Below are 18,828 nucleotides of genomic sequence, written 5' to 3'. Positions count from 1 at the left end.
TATTTAGCTTTATTTAAATTCAAGTATTAAAGGTTATTCACATGAAAAATCAATCATCGACAAAAATGCAAAACAGCAATGTATTATTAACAGGCGCTACGGGCGGCATGGGAAAAGCTTTCAGCCAGCAATTATTCGATAACGGCGCTAATTTGGTGTTAATTGGCCGAGATAGTCATAAATTGAATGACCTAAAAACTGAACTTTTAACATCGAACATAAGTGCTACTAATAAGGTTGAAATATTTGCCGCAGATCTCGTTGACTCAGAACAACGCCAAGCATTAATTGAATACTTAGCTACGCTGACATTTGACATTAATTTATTGATTAATAATGCGGGTATCAATCAATTTTCTTTACTTGAACAAACCAGTGGAAGTGAAATTAACCGTATAATTTCCACCAATACCATTGCACCAATTCAATTAACACAAGCACTGTTACCTATGCTGTTAAAGCAAGATTCAGCGCAAATAATTAATATTGGCTCAACCTTTGGCAGTATTGGTTTTCCTGGCTACTCTGCCTATTGTGCAAGTAAATTTGCTTTAAGAGGATTTAGTCAGACCTTGTCTCGAGAATTAGCCGATACAAATGTAAACGTGAAATATTTATCGCCTAGAGCCACCAAAACAAATTTAATTAGTGACAAGATAAAACAACTAAATACCGCACTTAATACCACCACAGATTTACCTGAACGTGTCGCTCTGGAGTTACTGAAGTTAATTGAACAAAATAAAACCGAGCGTTATATCGGTTGGCCTGAAAAATTATTTGTTCGAATTAACGCATTATTTCCATCAATAGTGAGTAAATCAATAGTGAAACAACTACCAATCATTCAAAAGTTTGCCTGTGAACCCTAGCGATAAAATGTTTGAGTATTTTAAGTCATTGATGTCAGTTATTAAATAGTTTAGCGTAGTGTTTATTAGTGTTAATAACGTTGAATAGATAATGCGAATTTTATTAGTAGAAGACGACCAAGTGTTAGGTGAAGGAATAAAGACGGCCCTAGACCGAGAAGGTTATCAAACCGATTGGTTGAAAAGTGGACTACAGGCAAAACAAGCACTGTTAACTGAAGAGTTTGAACTAGTCATACTCGATCTGGGTTTACCTGATATAGACGGCATTGACATACTAAAAGGGGCGAGAAAATCAGGATTAGACATTCCTATTCTTATCTTAACCGCACGTGATTCAGTGGAAGATAAAATTACCGGATTAGACACCGGAGCTGATGATTACTTAATTAAACCGTTCGAGTTAAGCGAATTAAAAGCACGGTTAAGAGCACTAGGTCGTAGAAGCCACGGACACGTAGACCCGGTATTCAAGCATGGCAACATTACCTATAACCCTGCTTCATTAGAAGTAACACTAGAAGGTAAGTTAATTGACCTAAGCCGTAGAGAAACAACACTCCTCGCAGAATTTTTGAATAACCCAAATAGAGTACTCAGCAAAGCTAAGTTAGAAGATGTCGTTTATGGGTGGGATATCGAAGTAGAAAGTAACAGCATCGAAGTGCATGTTCATCATTTACGTAAAAAACTGTATACCGAGATCATTAAAACGGTTCGTGGTGTGGGATATAAGTTAGAAAGTTATGAAAAGTAAAACAAAACATTATTCTATTCGTCGATATTTAACCTTTCATATTGTCGGATGGGCATTAGCGATGACCATTATTCCTGCGGTATGGGTATATTATGATACCGCTAAAGAAGTGGAAGAGTTATTTGATGCCAGTTTGGCACAATCTGCTCGGGTACTACATGGCATGACCAGCCAAGATACCATTGAAAAGCATCGTGATTCATTAACAGAAGCCTTGTTGAATAAAGAAAATGATCCTCATGCAGTACAGCATAATTATGAGAAAAAAATATCCTTTCAGGTCATTGACGATACTGGTCTTATTTTACGTTCAGCAAGTGCGCCTGAACATCCAGAGTCTGACTTAACACAAGGTTATACATACATTGAATTGGGCGAGTTTGAATGGCGTATTTTTACCCTTTACTCAAAAGAAGACGACTGGCATTTAGTGGTGGGTGAACGGATGGATATTCGTGACGAATTAATTCACCACATAGCGTTAGATCATGCGATACCTTTATTTTTACTCACGCCTTTTTTTGTATTAATGGTGAGTTTAGTTATTCGCAAAGGGCTTAAACCTCTTGAATTAATTGCGAGTGATGTTCAGGAAAAAAACTATACAAGTTTAGAAAAACTGTCTTATAAAACTGAGCCAGAAGAAGTGACCGGCTTAATTAGTGCGGTGAATACCTTATTTGACCATTTAAGTGAGCAATATGACCGTGAAAGGCGTTTTGCTTCAGATGCCGCGCATGAGTTAAGAACACCGTTAGCCGCATTAATGATACACACCGAAAATGTCTTAGAAGATAACAAAGATACCGCGTTAGATTCTTCTATTATTAATATCAAAAAAAGTATTCACCGGTTATCGCATCTTGTAGTGCAATTATTATCATTAAGTCGTGCAGATACACAACTCATCGAAGATGACTTTAGCCAAGTAAATGTTATAAAAACAGTTGAGCAGGTTATTAGTGACTTTACCCATTTAGCAGAACAAAAAGAACAAGCATTGCGCTATATTGTCTCTAATCCAAACGATGAAGTTTTATCAATTAAAGGTAACCAAGCCCTTATCTACAATATGTTATGTAATGTCGTGACTAACGCAATAAAGTATAGTCCAGAGCAATCTGCCATTACGATCACCCTTGATTGTGTTCACAAAAAAATTACCGTTGAAGATGCTGGGGCAGGTATAGTCGAAGCGTTAAGAGAGCGAGTTAAAGATCGTTTTTATAGAACACCTGATGCAATAGGAGAAGGTTCAGGCTTAGGTCTTGCTATCGTTAATCGCATAGCAAATATTCACGAAATTGACTGGCGATTGAAAGAAGCGAGTAGCGGCGGTTTAGCCGTAGAATTTATATTATAAAGAGGCAAAATGAGTAATTTTATATAAATACATTTTACCGACCATTACAGAAACTATTTCTGGCTATATAAATTTAAATTCAGAAGCCTTAAGACTTCATTAAGTTTCAGGTTTTATATTATTTATCAATTAATAATGTAAATAAGGCTTCTGATATGAAAAAATTCTCTACCACTTCCTCAGCAGAGATCATGGCATTAATACGTACCCTTGGTTATAAAGAAAATGGTGAGACCATTCGCACCGAAGACTACATGGCCGAAGTGTTTTTATCTAAATTCATGCGGTTTATTCTGTGCTTCTCTTTAATACGCTCTTTAATTTTAGCTATATATGCCATTAAACTACCTGGTGGCTTACCTTATATTATGGCTAAATCAAGAGCTATCGATGACATGTTGTTACAGGCACTAAAGAAGGATGAAAAGCCTGAACAGTTAATAATATTAGGCGCAGGTTATGATACGAGAACCTACCGTTTTCGTGACGAGTTAGCCAGCATTAAGTGCTTTGAAATAGATCATCCTGAAATGATTGCCCGTAAACGTTCAGCGATGAAAAAAATAAAAAACACTTCAACTGCTTGCGTGGATGAAAAAAGTTCAGTTCACTATTGTGGAGCAGACTTTAATGGTAAAGATAACTTTGATCTTGATTGGTTAATAAGCCAAGGGGTTGATAAAAATAAGAGAACGGTTTTCATTATTGATGGAGTTTCCTACTTTTTACATGAAGATGCCTTTAAGAACTTATTATCTGTTATCGCTTTATTCCCAGAGAACACACAAGTTATTTTTGATTATGTTTATGATGATATTCTTACGGGCGGAATTTATCGTGGCAGTGAAGCCTTTAAGTCATCATTACAAAAAATGGGCGAGCCTGTAAGTTATGGTATTAATCAGCAAGAATTAATAATTACTATGAAAGTATTAGGCTTTGAATTAACAGAGTTAATGAATCCAAAGCAACTTGAGTGGCGATATTTAACAAATCACTCAGGGGAGAGTGTTCAACCTTATGGTTTTCTGAATATAGCCTCTTTGAAAAGAAACACTTAAACTTGTTTTTTAAAGGTGTCAGAGAGTTAAAATAAGTAGATAGCTTGTTTGTAACAGCCAATAGTTGTTTTTAGCTAGCTGATTATTATGCCTGACTTAATTGCGCTATTGATTAAGTCAGGCATTGTTATAACCATCCTTATCCGGAATCAAAAACCTATTCTAAATAGCGCTTTTAGATATACAGTTGAAGCGATAATAGTTAATAGTTACACTCCAGCATGTTTTAGATATTGACCCATTTATCAGAAGCACTGATTTTTTCTCTATGTGACTATGTTGATGTTAGAAAAATGTTTTTCTATATAAGTTTTTCAAGATAAATAATACAGGCAACCTTGGACAATATGCATCATGTTATAACCGAAACCTGATTTCGACCTGCATCTTTTGCTTGATATAACGCGCTATCTGCGCGCTTTGCAAAGGTTGAACCATTATCAGCTACACCTTTGAAAATTGTGACTCCTAAACTTACAGTTACTTTTCCAACAGTTTCAAATTGATAACTAGCGATCGATTTTCTAATTCTTTCAGCTAATTGTTCAGCATTGGGTAATTCTGTATTAGGCAGCAATACTGAAAACTCTTCTCCGCCGGTACGATAAAGTGTATCAAACTGTCTTATGCTTTGCTGCGCAATACGAGCAACATCAATTAATGTTGTATCGCCCACGTCATGACCAAAATTATCATTTACCTTCTTAAAATGATCAATATCAAAAAAGATCAATGCTAGTGGAACTTTAGTATTAAGCGCTCGTGTAACTTCTAGTTCTCGTGACTCATCCCACTTAAATCTATTGTAGCATTTTGTTAAATGATCTTTTGTTGCGAGCTCATTAAGTTGTTTTGATACTCTCTCTCTTTTATCAATATCACTTGAAACTTGAGAGATTAAATGAGTTAAATCATGAGATAGTTCACCAAACTCATCTGAACTTTGCACTTGTTCCACTTGATCAATAGGGATGTCTTTATTTGATGCTATGGCAGAAGAGACCAAATTAATATTGCGCGTAATTTTGCTGATACTTGCTTTAATACTCATGATAATAAGCACAGCTAATACAATGCCTATAATTGCTCCTACGCCCCCTAAAGAATAGCTAATCATGGCAAACAGTTCTTCATGCTTAACGGTAACCTTGGCTTTACGTTGCGTTAATTCTTCAATAGCATGAATAAGAGCAATCGCAAGACGGTCAAAGGCCTCATCCTGCTGAATAATCATGTCTAAATGCTTTTCGGTATTATCACCGTCGATTAATTGTTTAAGTAATAAGTAAATACTATCGTGCTTTTCTTTTAATGTTGTTAAGGTCATTAAAATATGATGAAACTCATTTGATGAAACAGTATTCACGGCAATTTGTGAAATATTAATAGCAATTTCAAATTGCTTATCAATTTCTTCAGACCACCGAATAATTTCGGTTTCTTCTTTTTTTGTATCTTCGTGGGTGAGTAACTTTTTACGGATAAGCTCATCCATTAATATGCGTTGCTCTACTTGTGCGATCTCAATTTCATTTGCATGTTTAGTTAGTGGCACATCAATGGTTGATATTTCTTTTAATTCAGCTTCAATTTTCGTTAAAGCAATAACTGAGTGAACCAATAAACTTAAAATAATAACAAGTAAAATAAATACTGTACCACCAAATTTTTTAGCTATAGTCCAACGGAAAAATTTTGTCATTACATTATTACCTACAATTTTATTAAGCTAAAAATACTCGATAAGAGCATTAGGGACTACTTTAGGTTCTGACTAATACCCACAAAGTATGGAATACTGATCTTCATGGTTATTTGTGATCAAATTTTTTCACTACAAAAAAACTCACCCATAATCATGAAAACCACAGAATACTACACCAAGATATTGCAAATACCTACCCTGAATATATAGCCTAATGCTTGATTGGCCGGCAACAGCACTCGTTTATTATCGTTGATAATGGACGTGAAATATTTAAAGTACTCAGAGCGAGTATTCTACTGGCGATTAAATATGAATATTTCGACCTGAACAATAAATAAGTCAGATCGAAACTAAATGTAAAAGAGGCGTTTTAGTCGATTCTATATAGCAAGTTATTAACCTTAATACTCTCCTAGTTCTTCATTGACCGTTGCAAGCAACACATTGATCTCTACTTGTCTAAATTTGTCTGCATCTTTACGATTTGGTCTTGCTGGAGCCGAACTTGCGGCAACTAGATGCTCTTTCGCTTTATTATATTCGCTTTGTTCAATATAAAATTCGGCTAAAAAATAATTTACATCGATACCTGTTGGATTCATTTTTAATGCCGTTTTTAAATGTTTTTCTGACTGGTCGTCGTTGCCAAAACTAACAGGCCACCCAGGTACTTTCAAATACAAAATACCTAGACTTGTATGGGCTGAGCCTTGTAATGCATTTTCATCAATAATGAGTGCTTTCTCTAATGCTTCTTTCGCATCATTGACTAATGAAATAGCGCCAAGCCCACCTTTAAAACCAGCATAACTTGATTGAACAATGCCATGCCAAATCCACGCTTCGGCTTGCTCTGGAAAAGCTGTTTTGAGCTTAATTGATTCTTCTTGTAAAGCGAGAAATGCACTTTTTTTCAAACCTTTATCTTTAGCATAATTAGCGTCTGACCATTGATGTTGTAATGTTATTAAAGCTTGACTAAAGTCATTTTGAGCAGACGTATTAGCGAATACGTGAATGTTAAAACCGCAAAACAAAGCTAATAACAGAAGTGGCTTTGTTATTGTGCTAGTTAGTGTCATTTTTTTTAAATTTTTCATAGTGATACCTTTTTAATGTGTTGAATAATAAATGATTTGTTGGCTAGCTAAGTTGTTGACAAATTTTTGCAATTTGACCATCGAGAGATTGAAACATTTTTGTGTATAACGGATGCTTAGTAATGAGATACATTACTTCTGAAAGGGATACCGCAATAATTTTGGGATTGGTACTGTAGTAACTGCCCCAGTCATCAGTAGATGTTGCTATTTTATTATGATCAGCTTTACCTATTCGAGTTTTTGAAACACCAGCATTACCAATTAACTTAATGACTTTTTCCGTGCCAGAAAATACTAAATACTTATAATTTAAATAAAATAATGATACTGCTGTTACCATAAATAATGGAATGGTAAACCGTTTTGCATTGCTAAATAGGTGGCTTATTTCAACAATATCTTGTCGTTTAACGTTATTGTCTAAAAAAACGGATTGTTGCTCTATAGCGCCCGAAAGGTATTGCTCTAAAAATAACTTGTCGTGTCCACTACGAATACCTAAAGCGGCTTTATAATTACCGTTTGATAGTGCTAATAAATGCGGTGTCGTAATAGATATTTTTGCATTATAAGCTTTAGCGAATCCTTGCTTAATGAATGCTTCGATTTCATTTCTATTCTTACTGCCAATAGGAGCAAGCTGAATATCAAAATTTAATTGTTTCTCAATTAAAGTTCCTTTATCTCTTCTTAATGAAACTTCTGTTTGGATTTGGTTGTTTGAGGTTAAACCTATCATTGTCATCATCTCCCGTTTGTTGATGATGACAAATGTAATATATGAACCTTAAAGAACCCTTAAGGAGATAATCCGTGACTTTAAATCATTAATAGGGCAATCCAATCAGTTAATAGATAAATTAAGCTTTAGGCGTTATGTGTCCTTTAGTAAGATAAAGGTATTAATTTTATGTCCGCTGTATGATCAGAAAGCTGACCCTCTTTAGATCTTGTTTTTATGCCTACAGAACAAATTAAGTATTAAAATAGAATTTTCATTAAGGTCAGCAATCGTATCTAAGGGAACGTTAGGAGGGCTGATTTCATGCTAATACTATCCACCTCTGTAGACCTACTGAGCCTTCGTTTAAAGTATAAAAGCTAACGTCTGCTTTCTTACTTAAGTTGAAAATAAAGGTTATTAACTGAATAACGGTTGATGGCACAAGGCGGTCATTGGCTACATGCCAATAAAACAGTAAAAACGATCAAATTATATTGTCATGAGGCGTAGTTATCAGTTGCAGCCCACTCCTTAAATGATCAAACTTTACCCTTAAAATCTATACATTATTGGCGAATAACGTCGTATTCTGATCAAACTTTATTGTTTGCTGACAGCTTTAACCCAGAACACCTATTTTTTTATTAATATTTTGTTAACTTTTAATGTCTATTATTAAAGGGTATTTAATTGTTTCTTAAAATTCGGCCTTGACTCATGTCGGTCATTAACTTATATTTCACGTAAGTTGACATTAGTGTCAGGTTTATAGTAACAAACATTTCAATTTTTGTTACTAGGAATAACAAAGAAATAAAAAGCGAGCAGGGTAAGCAATATTTTATGACTGATAATCAAATTCAATTTTTACTTAATGATCGTTTAACGATCTTAAGTGATATCAATCCAAATACCAGTATTCTCCAGTACCTAAGAAATAATGCAGGTAAAAATGGCACTAAAGAAGGTTGTGCTTCAGGGGACTGTGGTGCATGTACTGTTGTCGTTGCCGAGTATGCTGGTGGAAATTTACGTTATAAAAGTTTAAATGCCTGTATCAGTTTATTACCAAGTTTACATGGTAAGCAGTTGATCACCGCTGAAGATTTGCAAGATGGAAATAAGTTACACCCAGTGCAAAAAGCCATGGTTGATTTTCATGGTTCTCAGTGTGGTTTTTGCACTCCGGGTTTTATCATGTCTTTATTTGCTTTACATAAAAATTTTCCAGAGCCTAAAAAAGCAAAAACATTGGAAGCTCTTGCAGGAAACTTATGTCGCTGTACTGGCTATCGCGCCATTATTGATGCGGCAAAAGCGGCTAGTAGTCATGGACCAGATCAGTTTGACCGTAATAAAGGTCAAACAATTGAAGCTCTGGCAATAATTCAAAAAGAGACCATGCAGCAATTATCACAAGGTGACCAAGTCGCTTATAGTCCTACAACATTAACAGAATTAAGCGAATTGATGCTTGCTCATCCAGATGCGCGAATTGTGGCTGGTGGTACAGATATTGTGTTAGAAATAACACAAATGATGAAAGTTTTAGGTACAATTATTTATGTTGGCAATGTACCTGAATTACAAAAATTTGAACAAAATGAATCAGAGTTTGTAATTGGTGCAGCACTACCTTATACAGATTTCACACCTAATCTTGCTACCGAATATCATGAATTTGGTGAAATGATTGAGCGTATTGGTTCACTGCAAATACGAAATCAAGGCACATTAGGGGGTAATGTAGGTAATGCTTCACCAATTGGTGATACATCGCCTGTTTTAATTGCACTTAATGCACAAATTAATTTACGTAAAGGTAATGATAATCGCGTTATTCCTATAGAAGATTATTTTGTAGATTATAAAGTCACATCGCAACAACAAAGTGAATTCATTCAAAGCATCATCATTCCTACAGCAAAAGAAAATATGCACCTTAAAGTATATAAAATATCGAAACGTTTTGATGATGATATTTCGGCGGTGTTAGCTGCATTTAATTTAGAAATCGACGGTGATGTGATCAAAAGTGCTCGTATTGCATTTGGTGGCATGGCAGGTATTCCAAAACGTGCAAGTAACTGTGAAAAAGCATTAAATGGTCAACCTTGGACACAAAGTACAATTGAAAGTGCAATGACCGCTTTAGCAACTGATTTTACTCCAATGAATGATGTGCGCGCATCAGCGCAATACAGAATGCAAGTAGCGCAAAACCTATTACAAAAAGCCTTTATCGAAATAACACAACCTAACATCAATACTGGAGTTTTTTATCATGCGTAAGTTAACCCAATTACCAAGTAAAAAATCTAGCAATGTCATAGGTAAAGTTGGTGTTTCTAGAAAACATGAAAGTGCTGATAAACATGTGAGCGGTAAAGCTTTATATATCGATGACCGTCCAATAATGGCAAATCATCTTCATGGTGCAATTGGTCAAACAACAATTGCGCATGGCATTGTTAAATCTATAGATTTAAGCAAAGTTAAAGCGACACCAGGTGTTGTTGATGTTTTAGTCGCAACTGATGTACCAGGACATCTCGACATTGGCCCTGTATTTAAAGGTGATCCAGTACTTGTTTTAGATAAAGTTGAATTTATGGGCCAAGCCCTGTTTGCCGTTGCTGCTACAAGTCATGAGGTTGCAGTAAAAGCAGCAAAGTTAGCTGTTGTTGAATATAAAGAACTAGAGCCTGTTTTATCGGTAAAAGATGCATTAGCTAAAAATAATTTTGTCCGTCCAACACATACACAAAGTCGTGGTGATGCACCAGCTGCAATTGATAGCAGTGAGCATGTATTAGAAGGCGCGCTTAAAATTGGTGGTCAAGAACATTTTTATTTAGAGGGGCAGATCTCAAGCGCAGAGCCTACAGAAGATGGCGGGATGATTATTTACACTTCAAGCCAACATCCTTCAGAAGTACAAATTTTAGTAGCCGAAGTATTAAATATTCCATTTAATAAAGTCGTTGTGGATATGCGCCGTATGGGTGGTGGTTTTGGTGGAAAAGAAACACAAGCAGCACCTTGGGCATGCATTGCAGCATTACTTGCTAATAAAACGGGTCGATGCGTTAAATTACGTTTAAATCGTGTTGATGATATGACTTTAACAGGAAAGCGTCATCCGTTCGAAAATGATTACCGTACAGGCTTTGATAGTGAAGGTTTAATTAAAGGCATTGAATTTAATATTAACGGCAACTGTGGTTATTCACCTGATCTATCTGATGCCATTGTTGATCGTGCTATGTTCCACAGTGATAACGCATACTTTTTAGAGCATGCTCATGTTGTTGGTAATCGTTGTAAAACCAATACAGTATCACATACGGCATATCGTGGATTTGGTGGTCCACAAGGTATGATTTCTATTGAAGGTGTCATGGATGATATTGCTCGTAAAGTAGGAAAAGATCCGTTAGAAGTGCGTAAATTAAACTTGTATGGTCAAACAGATAGGAATGTTACTCATTATGGTCAAACGGTAGAACATAATATTTTACCTATGATGATCGAAAAGCTTGAAGTTGATTGTGAGTATCAAAAACGTCGTGCCCAAATCGCCAAGTTTAATAAAGAAAATCCATTCTTGAAGAAGGGCATCGCTCTCACCCCGGTTAAATTTGGCATTTCATTTACAGTGCAGCATTTAAACCAGGCAGGTGCCCTAATTCATCTTTATACAGATGGCTCAATTCAGTTAAATCACGGTGGTACTGAAATGGGGCAAGGCTTAAATACCAAAGTAGCGCAAGTTGTCGCACAAGAATTCCAAGTAGATATTGATAATATTGTATGCAGTGCAACTCGTACTGATAAAGTGCCAAATACCTCACCTACGGCAGCATCATCAGGTACAGATTTAAATGGTAAAGCAGCACAAAATGCAGCAAAAAAAATTCGTGCAAGATTAGTGAAATTTGCAAGCGAGCATTTTTCAGTCAGGCAAGATGAAGTGATGTTCTTAGATAATCAAGTGCATATTGGCGAAGAAAAAGTCATGGCATTTGCAGAGCTAATTCAATTGGCTTATATGAATCGCGTTTCTTTATCTTCTACTGGTTTTTATAAAACACCAAAAATTCATTATAACCGCGATAAAGCCAATGGTCGCCCATTTTTCTATTACGCAAATGGAGTGTCATGTTCAGAAGTTTTAATTGATACCCTAACAGGTGAATATAAAGTTGAACGTGTTGATGTATTACATGATGTAGGTGACTCACTTAACCCTGCAATCGACTTAGGTCAAATTGAAGGTGCATTTGTTCAAGGTATGGGTTGGTTAACCACTGAAGAGCTTGTTTGGAATGAAAAAGGTCGCCTCATGACCAATGGTCCGGCAACTTATAAAATTCCAGCTATCGCTGATATGCCAGAAATATTTAATGTAGAACTGCTACAAAATGAACCAAATCGTGAAGCCACAATTTATAACTCTAAAGCTGTAGGTGAACCACCATTTATGTTAGCTATTTCAGTTTGGTCTGCATTAAGAGATGCAGTATCAAGTGTAAGTAATTATAGGTTGAGCCCAATTTTACATACGCCAGCAACACCTGAGCGTGTCTTGATGGCTGTTCAACAAATGAAAGCACAGTAAAAATGTAGGAGTAGAACCATGATGACACCAAATACCTGTTGGGTTGACGCAGTAAAAGAATTAACAGCTAAAGGCGAAGCGTATGTTTTAGTGACAATTCTTGGTGTTCGTGGTTCTGCTCCAAGAGATAGTGGCACCAAGATGGTGGTAAGTAGTCACGCCTCATTCGATACCATAGGTGGTGGTCATTTAGAGCATAAAGCAACAAAAATTGCTTTAGATATTTTAGCTAAATGCGAGCAAATGCAGCATTTAGAGCACTTTCCATTAGGTCCCAAATTGGGCCAATGTTGTGGTGGTACAACAAGTGTTTTATTTGAAAGCTTTACCAGCTCACATATCAATATTATGTTATTTGGTGCCGGTCATGTTGGCCATGCAATCGCCCCTATGCTTGCAGGTTTACCGGTTAAATTACATTGGGTAGATGAACGTGAAGAATTATTCCCTGAAGTAGCGGCTAATAATACCAATCACGTGATCACAGATAACCCTATTGATGAAATTGCCAATATGCCAGCTAATAGTTATTACGTTGTTTTAACTCATAACCACCAAAGAGATTTTGATATTTGCAGTGCCATCTTAAAGCGTGAAGACTTTAAGTATTTAGGTTTAATTGGTTCAGATACTAAATGGAAGAGATTTCAACAAAGATTCGACCATCGCGGCATAAAAAAAGAATTAGTAAACAAAATCGCATGTCCTGTGGGCTTAAGTAATGTTCCAGGTAAGTTACCGATGGAAGTTGCGGTATCAATTGTTGGTGAAATTATTGGCTTATATCAAGCAGAACTTGAGCCGACACCAAATAAACAAGGTGTTGAGTGGACACAATTAAAATCAATGATTGATGATCAAGAACAGTATGCTAAACAAACGGATCAAAGCCAAGAGCAAAAAGGTAGCGCGGAACTTACGCAATAAAAAACGTAAACAACATAAATTAGTAAGCGATGGTTTGCATTAAAAGCGCAAGATAGCGATGACAATAACAATCAAAATGTCGCATAACACAATTAACTAAGAGTGAAAAAGATGTCTAGTAGCAATATTAAAAACCAAAATCCGACAAATCATTTTGCCATTCGCAGCCAACGTGTTGTGACAGAAAAAGGCGTTCATGCAGCTACTGTTATTATTAAAAATGGACTGATAGATTCGATCAGAGAATACAATTGTGAGCCTGGTTGCGCAGTTGAAGATTTAGGTAATAAAGTATTAATGCCAGGTTTAGTTGATAGTCATGTGCATATTAATGAACCAGGACGTACTGAATGGGAAGGTTTTAATACTGCGACTCAAGCTGCGGCAGCGGGTGGTATTACTACATTAGTCGATATGCCTTTAAACTGTATTCCAGTAACCATTAACAAACAGGCATTTGATGAAAAACTAGATGCTGTAGTTGATAAACTTTGGGTTGATTGTGGTTTTTGGGGTGGTGTTATTCCTGATAGCGTAAATGATTTAGATGAATTATTAGATGCAGGTGTGTTAGGTGTTAAATCATTTTTAATAGACTCTGGCATTGAAGAGTTTCCAAATATGGAAGTGGATGATTTACGCAAAGCCATGCCGATTTTAGCGAAACATAACTCGCCTTATTTAATTCATGCAGAGCTTGATTGTGGTAATAGTGAACCCGCTGAAATAGGTCATAGTTATCAAACATTTTTAGATTCTCGCCCTAAGTCTTGGGAAAATGATGCCATTGATATGATGATAGATCTGAACCGAGAAGTGAAAGCGAATGATCAAGACTGTCATGTTCATATTGTGCATTTATCAAGTGCTGAAGCGATCAGTAGTATTAAGGCTGCCCGTGAAGAAGGTCTCAGTTTAACAATTGAAACTTGTCCGCATTACCTCACTTTATTTTCTGAAGAAATTCCTGATGGTAAAACATTATTTAAATGTTGTCCGCCAATTCGTGAAAACGATAACCGTCATCAACTTTGGCAAGGTCTTAAAAATGGCGTAATTGATTTTATTGTATCTGATCACTCTCCATGTACACCGCAATTAAAACATATTGATAGTGGGGATGTAGAAAAAGCTTGGGGTGGAATTTCAGCACTGCAATTTGGATTACCTTTGATTTGGACACAAGCTACAGAGCGTGGCTTTGATTTAACCGATATCGCCCATTGGATGAGTGCGCAAACAGCAAAATTTATTGGTATGGATCATATTAAAGGTCATATCAAAGTGGGTTATCACGCTGATTTTATCGTGTTTGATGATGAATCTGAATACGTAATTACCAATGAGATGATTAAGCATAGGCACAAAATTACACCATACGAAGGGCGCATTGTAAGAGGGCGTGTAGAGCGTACATATTTACGAGGCCAAACCGTTTATGACAATGATGAATTTATTAATACACCTGTAGGTCAACCTTTACTTAAAGGCCGAATTTAGAGTGAATATAGACTGTGCTTTAGTCGTGCAGCTTAAAAATGAAAAGCGATAGACGGGACTTTAGTCGCGTTTGTTTAATCAAAGTGTGCACGATTAATATCGGGCTAAAACAACAGAGAGAAACAAATGAATCAAGAGGAATTGAACACTTATTACACCCAACATTTTATCGATATGGCACAGGCACGTTTAGGTGGCGAAACACTCGCTTGTAGCGATGATTTTTTTGCTGAAATGGAAAATCTGATCAAACCAGGTCGTGGTATTTTTATCGAAGAAAAATTTACCGATCGTGGTAAATGGATGGATGGTTGGGAGTCACGTCGTAGCTATGGCCGTGATAATGGTCGTGAATTTGACTGGTGTACAATTCGTCTTGGTGTTCCTGGTGTGATCCGTGGTTTTGATATAGACACAAATCACTTTAGAGGCAATGCACCGCAATCTGTTTCAGTTGAAGCATGTCATTGTGATGGCGATATAAACGATGCAGTTTGGACAACGATTTTAAAGCAAAGCTCTACAGCTGCACATAGCCAAAACCTTTTTCCTGTTAATGATGATTTAGAAAATAAAGAGCAAGTTTGGACTCATGTTAGGTTGAATATGTTTCCTGATGGCGGTGTCGCACGTTTTCGCGTTTATGGCGATCCTAAATTAGATCCTAATAATTTTGTTGAAGGTGAATTAATTGATTTAGCATCTATTAAAAATGGTGCCCGTGCTTTGTTATGTTCAGATATGTTCTTTAGCGATAAAAGTAATCTTATTATGCCTGGTCGTGGTGTGAATATGGGCGATGGTTGGGAAACGAAACGCCGTCGTGATCCGGGTCCTGATTGGTCAATTGTAAAATTAGCGGTTCCTGGTGACTTGCAAAAACTGATTGTAGATACAGCCCACTTTAAAGGTAACTTCCCAGATACTTTTTCGCTAGAAGCAACTAATGGTAAAGACAAAGATGTATTAGATGGCAATGTTGAATGGCAAGAAGTGATCTGTAAAACCAAGCTTTTTGCAGATCGTGAACATTTATTTATTAATGAGATAACGAGTGGCAGTAATGCATTTAGCCATATTCGCCTAAATATATACCCTGATGGCGGAATTTCTCGCTTGCGTTTATTTGGCTTACCGAAATAGATTAACAAATCAGTTTTCATTGGCTTTTCAGGGATGAGAAGCATTTTTATTGTTTAAAGGTGCATTATGAATTTTCAAGACATTAACGCAATGGACGTAGCACAAGCAAAACATGCATTTATGCAGTGTTGTACATCAAGTGCTTGGGTATCAAAAATGGTGGAGTCTCGTCCTTATGTAGATTTAGATGCCTTATTTGAAGCTGCAAATTCAAACTGGATTGGATTATCAGAAGGTGATTATTTAGAAGCCTTTGATGGTCATCCTAAAATTGGTGACGTCAGTAGCTTAATGAAAAAGTACGCTAATACAAAAAGGCTAGCAGCGGGTGAGCAATCGGGCATGAATGCGGCAGATGAAGCAACCATTAAAGCCTTAGCAAAAGGCAATGATGATTATCATGGCAAATTTGGTTTTATTTTCATTGTATGTGCTACTGGTAAAAGTGCAGCGCAAATGTTGGCTCTATTAGAAGCGCGTATAGATAATGATCGTGAAACTGAATTTAAAAATGCCGCAGAAGAGCAACGTAAAATCTTCCATATTAGATTAAATAAGTTCTCTTAGGATAAGACATAAGGTTCAGAACAAGATGTAACACTCGAAATTCGGTTTGAATTAAGTTTAGCAAGACCTTAAGACTAAATAACAGCATTTAGGAAAACAAATGAGCCAAATAACAACTCACGTATTAGATACAACAAAAGGGCTACCAGCGAGCTCAGTACCTATTCAATTATTTAAAGAAGTAGCAGGGCAATGGCAAGTGATTTCACAAGGGATCACCAATGAAGATGGTCGTATTGCAGGTTTGTTAGATGATGATCTTGTATTAGATGCAGGTAACTACCGTATGCATTTTGATACTAAGTCTTATTTTGACTTAAATCAAGAGCAAGGTTTTTATCCTTATGTTGATATCGTATTTAGCATAGATAGCAATGGTACTCATTACCATATTCCATTGTTATTAACTGCTTATGGTTACTCAACTTATAGAGGCAGTTAGTTATGCAGCACTGTTATATCAATGAAGATGACAAAGGTAAAAAATTTATTGAAGCAGTGCCATTAGTTGCGGCTGAATTTACTGAATTTGGTGATGTAATTGAATGTGTTGATTCTGTTAAAAGCTTTGAAATTAATCAAGGTTTCACAACGCGTTATCATAATTTAGCTGATGTTGATGTCACTGATAATGATGGTAAAGCCATAATAAATATTTTCCGTTCTACGCCTTTGGCTTTGCCAATTCAGATTGGCATGATGGAACGTCACCCTAAAGGTAGTCAAGCATTTATACCTATGGGAACTAATCCGTATTTAGTGGTTGTCGCACCTAAGGGTGATCTAGACTTAACAAAAATACGTGTATTTTTAGCCACAGCAGAACAAGGCGTTAATTATCATAAAGGAACCTGGCATCACTTCTGTTTAGCCCTTAATGAGCAAAGTGACTTTTTAGTTGTAGATCGCGGTGGTAAAGGTGATAACTGTGATGAAATCGCCTTAATAGATGAACAAAAAATCACAATTCGTTTTTAGAAATATATAAATAGTAAAATTAAGTTCAAGGTTAATAACTTTATGAGTAATACAACAAAAGCATTTCGCGGTGAAATTTTACATTTTTTAAGCGATCCTGCTAAAGACAATGAACAAAGTTATCAATATTTTGAAGATGGTGTTCTTGTTGTGAAAGATGGCTTGGTTGAAACTGTCGGTTTGGCGAGTGATATTTTACCGACGTTATCAATCGATACTGCGGTAAAGCATCACGATAATGGTTTATTAATACCTGGTTTTATTGATACACATATTCATTATCCGCAAACTGAAATTATAGGCTCATATGGTGAGCAATTATTAGAATGGCTAGAAACTTATACCTTCCCAACTGAATCGCAATTTGGTAATACAAACTTTGCTAAACCAAGGGCGCAATTCTTTTTAGATCAATTACTCACTAATGGCACAACAACGGCTTTGGTATTTGGTACTGTGCACCCTGAATCAGTAGATGCGTTTTTTACACAAGCCCAAGATCTCAATGTACGTATGATTTGCGGTAAAGTCATGATGGATCGCAATGCACCAGATAACTTAACTGATACAGCGCAATCGAGTTATGAAGAATCAAAATCGCTTATTGAAAAATGGCATGGCAAAGGTCGTTTGCATTACGCTGTAACCCCTCGTTTCGCACCAACTAGCACCAGTGAGCAATTACATAAAGCCGGTCAATTACTTGAAGAATACCCAGATGTATTTATGCATACTCATTTATCTGAAAATAAAAATGAATGTGCTTGGGTAAGCGATTTATTTCCAGAATGTGAAAATTATTTAGATGTTTACGATAAACACGGTTTATTAAGCAAGCGTAGTATATTTGCACACGGCATACACTTATGTGATAGCGAATATCAAAGGTTAAGTGATACAGACTCATCTTTATCTTATTGTCCAACTTCAAACTTATTTTTAGGTAGTGGTTTATTTAACTTGAAAAAAGCAGAAGAGTATAACGTAGATGTGGGTTTAGGTACTGATGTGGGCGGTGGTACAAGCTTCTCTCAATTACAAACACTAAACGAGGCTTACAAAATTCAGCAGTTAAGAGGTGAAAAACTGACTGCGCTTAAATCATTCTACTTAGCGACTTTAGGTGGTGCTTCTGCATTAGATTTAGACGATAAAATTGGTAACTTTACGTCAGGTAAAGAAGCAGACTTTATTGTTTTGGATTACAAATCAACAGATTTAATGCGTGTTCGTATGAACAATACTAAAGACATTCTAGAGCGTTTATTTGTATTAACTACATTAGGTGATGACCGTACTGTACGTGAAACCTACGTTATGGGGGATTTAGCCCATGACAGAGATAATAAAAAAACATCAGCGTTGTAGAGATTATACCCAAACCACTTGATAATACTTGTTTCAGAATTTATCAGGTGAGTTAGCACAAGGCACATCATGTTAGGAATGCTTATTGTCTTTCAAACTGATATAACGTAGTGATTACTTACTTGATAATTCAATA

Annotated in this window: 16 protein-coding genes; 13 read left to right on the top strand and 3 right to left on the bottom strand. The window is 36.2% G+C overall.

The genetic code is table 11. The features are described from left to right. Positions 1–41 precede the first annotated feature (41 nt). The 4 genes from CJF42_RS07515 (at position 42) to CJF42_RS07500 (ending at position 4,053) form a co-directional block, all read left to right on the top strand. A complete protein-coding gene (locus tag CJF42_RS07515; RefSeq protein WP_212668785.1) occupies positions 42–872 on the top strand; it encodes an SDR family oxidoreductase in 831 nt (276 codons plus the stop codon). 91 nt (positions 873–963) lie between these two features. Next, complete coding sequence (locus tag CJF42_RS07510) at positions 964–1,629, top strand: response regulator (RefSeq protein WP_095366086.1); 666 nt, start codon at positions 964–966, stop codon at positions 1,627–1,629. Further along, entirely contained in the window at positions 1,619–2,992 is a 1,374-nt protein-coding gene (locus CJF42_RS07505; protein WP_095366085.1) for an ATP-binding protein, read from the top strand. Before CJF42_RS07510 ends, CJF42_RS07505 begins: the two co-directional genes overlap by 11 nt. Before the next feature lie 155 nt (positions 2,993–3,147). Then, entirely contained in the window at positions 3,148–4,053 is a 906-nt protein-coding gene (locus tag CJF42_RS07500; protein ID WP_095366084.1) for a class I SAM-dependent methyltransferase, read from the top strand. A gap of 352 nt (positions 4,054–4,405) precedes the next feature. Here the strand turns inward: CJF42_RS07500 and CJF42_RS07495 are convergent, their stop codons facing one another. From CJF42_RS07495 to CJF42_RS07485, 3 genes are all read right to left on the bottom strand, one after another. Next, entirely contained in the window at positions 4,406–5,755 is a 1,350-nt protein-coding gene (locus tag CJF42_RS07495; RefSeq protein WP_095366083.1) for a GGDEF domain-containing protein, read from the bottom strand. A 407-nt stretch (positions 5,756–6,162) separates the two neighbouring features. Further along, complete coding sequence (locus tag CJF42_RS07490) at positions 6,163–6,861, bottom strand: tetratricopeptide repeat protein (RefSeq protein WP_252097551.1); 699 nt, start codon at positions 6,859–6,861, stop codon at positions 6,163–6,165. 43 nt (positions 6,862–6,904) lie between these two features. After that, complete coding sequence (locus tag CJF42_RS07485; RefSeq protein ID WP_170940519.1) at positions 6,905–7,603, bottom strand: thermostable hemolysin; 699 nt, start codon at positions 7,601–7,603, stop codon at positions 6,905–6,907. Between the two features lie 828 nt (positions 7,604–8,431). Between CJF42_RS07485 and xdhA the strand changes: the two genes are divergently transcribed. From xdhA to guaD, 9 genes are all read left to right on the top strand, one after another. Beyond that, complete coding sequence (gene xdhA, locus CJF42_RS07480) at positions 8,432–9,880, top strand: xanthine dehydrogenase small subunit (RefSeq protein WP_095366081.1); 1,449 nt, start codon at positions 8,432–8,434, stop codon at positions 9,878–9,880. Beyond that, positions 9,873–12,209 (top strand): xanthine dehydrogenase molybdopterin binding subunit, encoded by a 2,337-nt coding sequence (gene xdhB / locus CJF42_RS07475; protein WP_095366080.1) that lies wholly within the window; start codon positions 9,873–9,875, stop codon positions 12,207–12,209. Before xdhA ends, xdhB begins: the two co-directional genes overlap by 8 nt. 18 nt (positions 12,210–12,227) lie before the next feature. Further along, positions 12,228–13,136, top strand: a complete 909-nt coding sequence (xdhC, locus tag CJF42_RS07470) for a xanthine dehydrogenase accessory protein XdhC (RefSeq protein WP_252097550.1) — start codon at positions 12,228–12,230, stop codon at positions 13,134–13,136. Positions 13,137–13,247: 111 nt separating this feature from the next. Further along, positions 13,248–14,636, top strand: a complete 1,389-nt coding sequence (gene allB, locus CJF42_RS07465) for an allantoinase AllB (RefSeq protein WP_095366079.1) — start codon at positions 13,248–13,250, stop codon at positions 14,634–14,636. Positions 14,637–14,762: 126 nt separating this feature from the next. Continuing rightward, entirely contained in the window at positions 14,763–15,779 is a 1,017-nt protein-coding gene (gene alc / locus CJF42_RS07460) for an allantoicase (protein WP_095366078.1), read from the top strand. Positions 15,780–15,845: 66 nt separating this feature from the next. Then, complete coding sequence (uraD, locus tag CJF42_RS07455) at positions 15,846–16,346, top strand: 2-oxo-4-hydroxy-4-carboxy-5-ureidoimidazoline decarboxylase (RefSeq protein ID WP_095366077.1); 501 nt, start codon at positions 15,846–15,848, stop codon at positions 16,344–16,346. Positions 16,347–16,446: 100 nt separating this feature from the next. Continuing rightward, positions 16,447–16,788: a hydroxyisourate hydrolase gene (gene uraH, locus CJF42_RS07450; protein WP_095366076.1), complete on the top strand. Its 342-nt coding sequence runs from the start codon at positions 16,447–16,449 to the stop codon at positions 16,786–16,788. Between the two features lie 2 nt (positions 16,789–16,790). Next, on the top strand, positions 16,791–17,324 hold the full coding sequence (locus tag CJF42_RS07445) for an ureidoglycolate lyase (protein WP_095366075.1): 534 nt from the start codon (positions 16,791–16,793) through the stop codon (positions 17,322–17,324). Positions 17,325–17,366: 42 nt separating this feature from the next. Next, on the top strand, positions 17,367–18,692 hold the full coding sequence (guaD, locus tag CJF42_RS07440; RefSeq protein ID WP_095366074.1) for a guanine deaminase: 1,326 nt from the start codon (positions 17,367–17,369) through the stop codon (positions 18,690–18,692). The last annotated feature ends 136 nt before the right edge of the window (positions 18,693–18,828 follow it).

The organism is Pseudoalteromonas sp. NBT06-2, from assembly GCF_002276045.1.
Taxonomy (GTDB): Bacteria; Pseudomonadota; Gammaproteobacteria; order Enterobacterales; family Alteromonadaceae; genus Pseudoalteromonas.
The sequence above is the reverse complement of the archived record's forward strand: the minus strand, read 5'-3'. Positions and strand labels throughout refer to the sequence as shown.

What these genes read in the sequence shown, in the direction of transcription:
- uraH (WP_095366076.1), top strand. Translation starts at nt 16,447, where the DNA reads ATGAGCCAAATAACAACTCACGTATTAGATACAACAAAAGGGCTACCA.
- uraD (WP_095366077.1), top strand. Translation starts at nt 15,846, where the DNA reads ATGAATTTTCAAGACATTAACGCAATGGACGTAGCACAAGCAAAACAT.
- CJF42_RS07445 (WP_095366075.1), top strand. Translation starts at nt 16,791, where the DNA reads ATGCAGCACTGTTATATCAATGAAGATGACAAAGGTAAAAAATTTATT.
- CJF42_RS07505 (WP_095366085.1), top strand. Translation starts at nt 1,619, where the DNA reads ATGAAAAGTAAAACAAAACATTATTCTATTCGTCGATATTTAACCTTT.
- xdhA (WP_095366081.1), top strand. Translation starts at nt 8,432, where the DNA reads ATGACTGATAATCAAATTCAATTTTTACTTAATGATCGTTTAACGATC.
- CJF42_RS07515 (WP_212668785.1), top strand. Translation starts at nt 42, where the DNA reads ATGAAAAATCAATCATCGACAAAAATGCAAAACAGCAATGTATTATTA.
- CJF42_RS07495 (WP_095366083.1), bottom strand. Translation starts at nt 5,755, where the DNA reads ATGACAAAATTTTTCCGTTGGACTATAGCTAAAAAATTTGGTGGTACA.
- xdhB (WP_095366080.1), top strand. Translation starts at nt 9,873, where the DNA reads ATGCGTAAGTTAACCCAATTACCAAGTAAAAAATCTAGCAATGTCATA.
- alc (WP_095366078.1), top strand. Translation starts at nt 14,763, where the DNA reads ATGAATCAAGAGGAATTGAACACTTATTACACCCAACATTTTATCGAT.
- CJF42_RS07500 (WP_095366084.1), top strand. Translation starts at nt 3,148, where the DNA reads ATGAAAAAATTCTCTACCACTTCCTCAGCAGAGATCATGGCATTAATA.
- CJF42_RS07485 (WP_170940519.1), bottom strand. Translation starts at nt 7,603, where the DNA reads ATGATAGGTTTAACCTCAAACAACCAAATCCAAACAGAAGTTTCATTA.
- CJF42_RS07490 (WP_252097551.1), bottom strand. Translation starts at nt 6,861, where the DNA reads ATGAAAAATTTAAAAAAAATGACACTAACTAGCACAATAACAAAGCCA.
- guaD (WP_095366074.1), top strand. Translation starts at nt 17,367, where the DNA reads ATGAGTAATACAACAAAAGCATTTCGCGGTGAAATTTTACATTTTTTA.
- CJF42_RS07510 (WP_095366086.1), top strand. Translation starts at nt 964, where the DNA reads ATGCGAATTTTATTAGTAGAAGACGACCAAGTGTTAGGTGAAGGAATA.
- allB (WP_095366079.1), top strand. Translation starts at nt 13,248, where the DNA reads ATGTCTAGTAGCAATATTAAAAACCAAAATCCGACAAATCATTTTGCC.
- xdhC (WP_252097550.1), top strand. Translation starts at nt 12,228, where the DNA reads ATGATGACACCAAATACCTGTTGGGTTGACGCAGTAAAAGAATTAACA.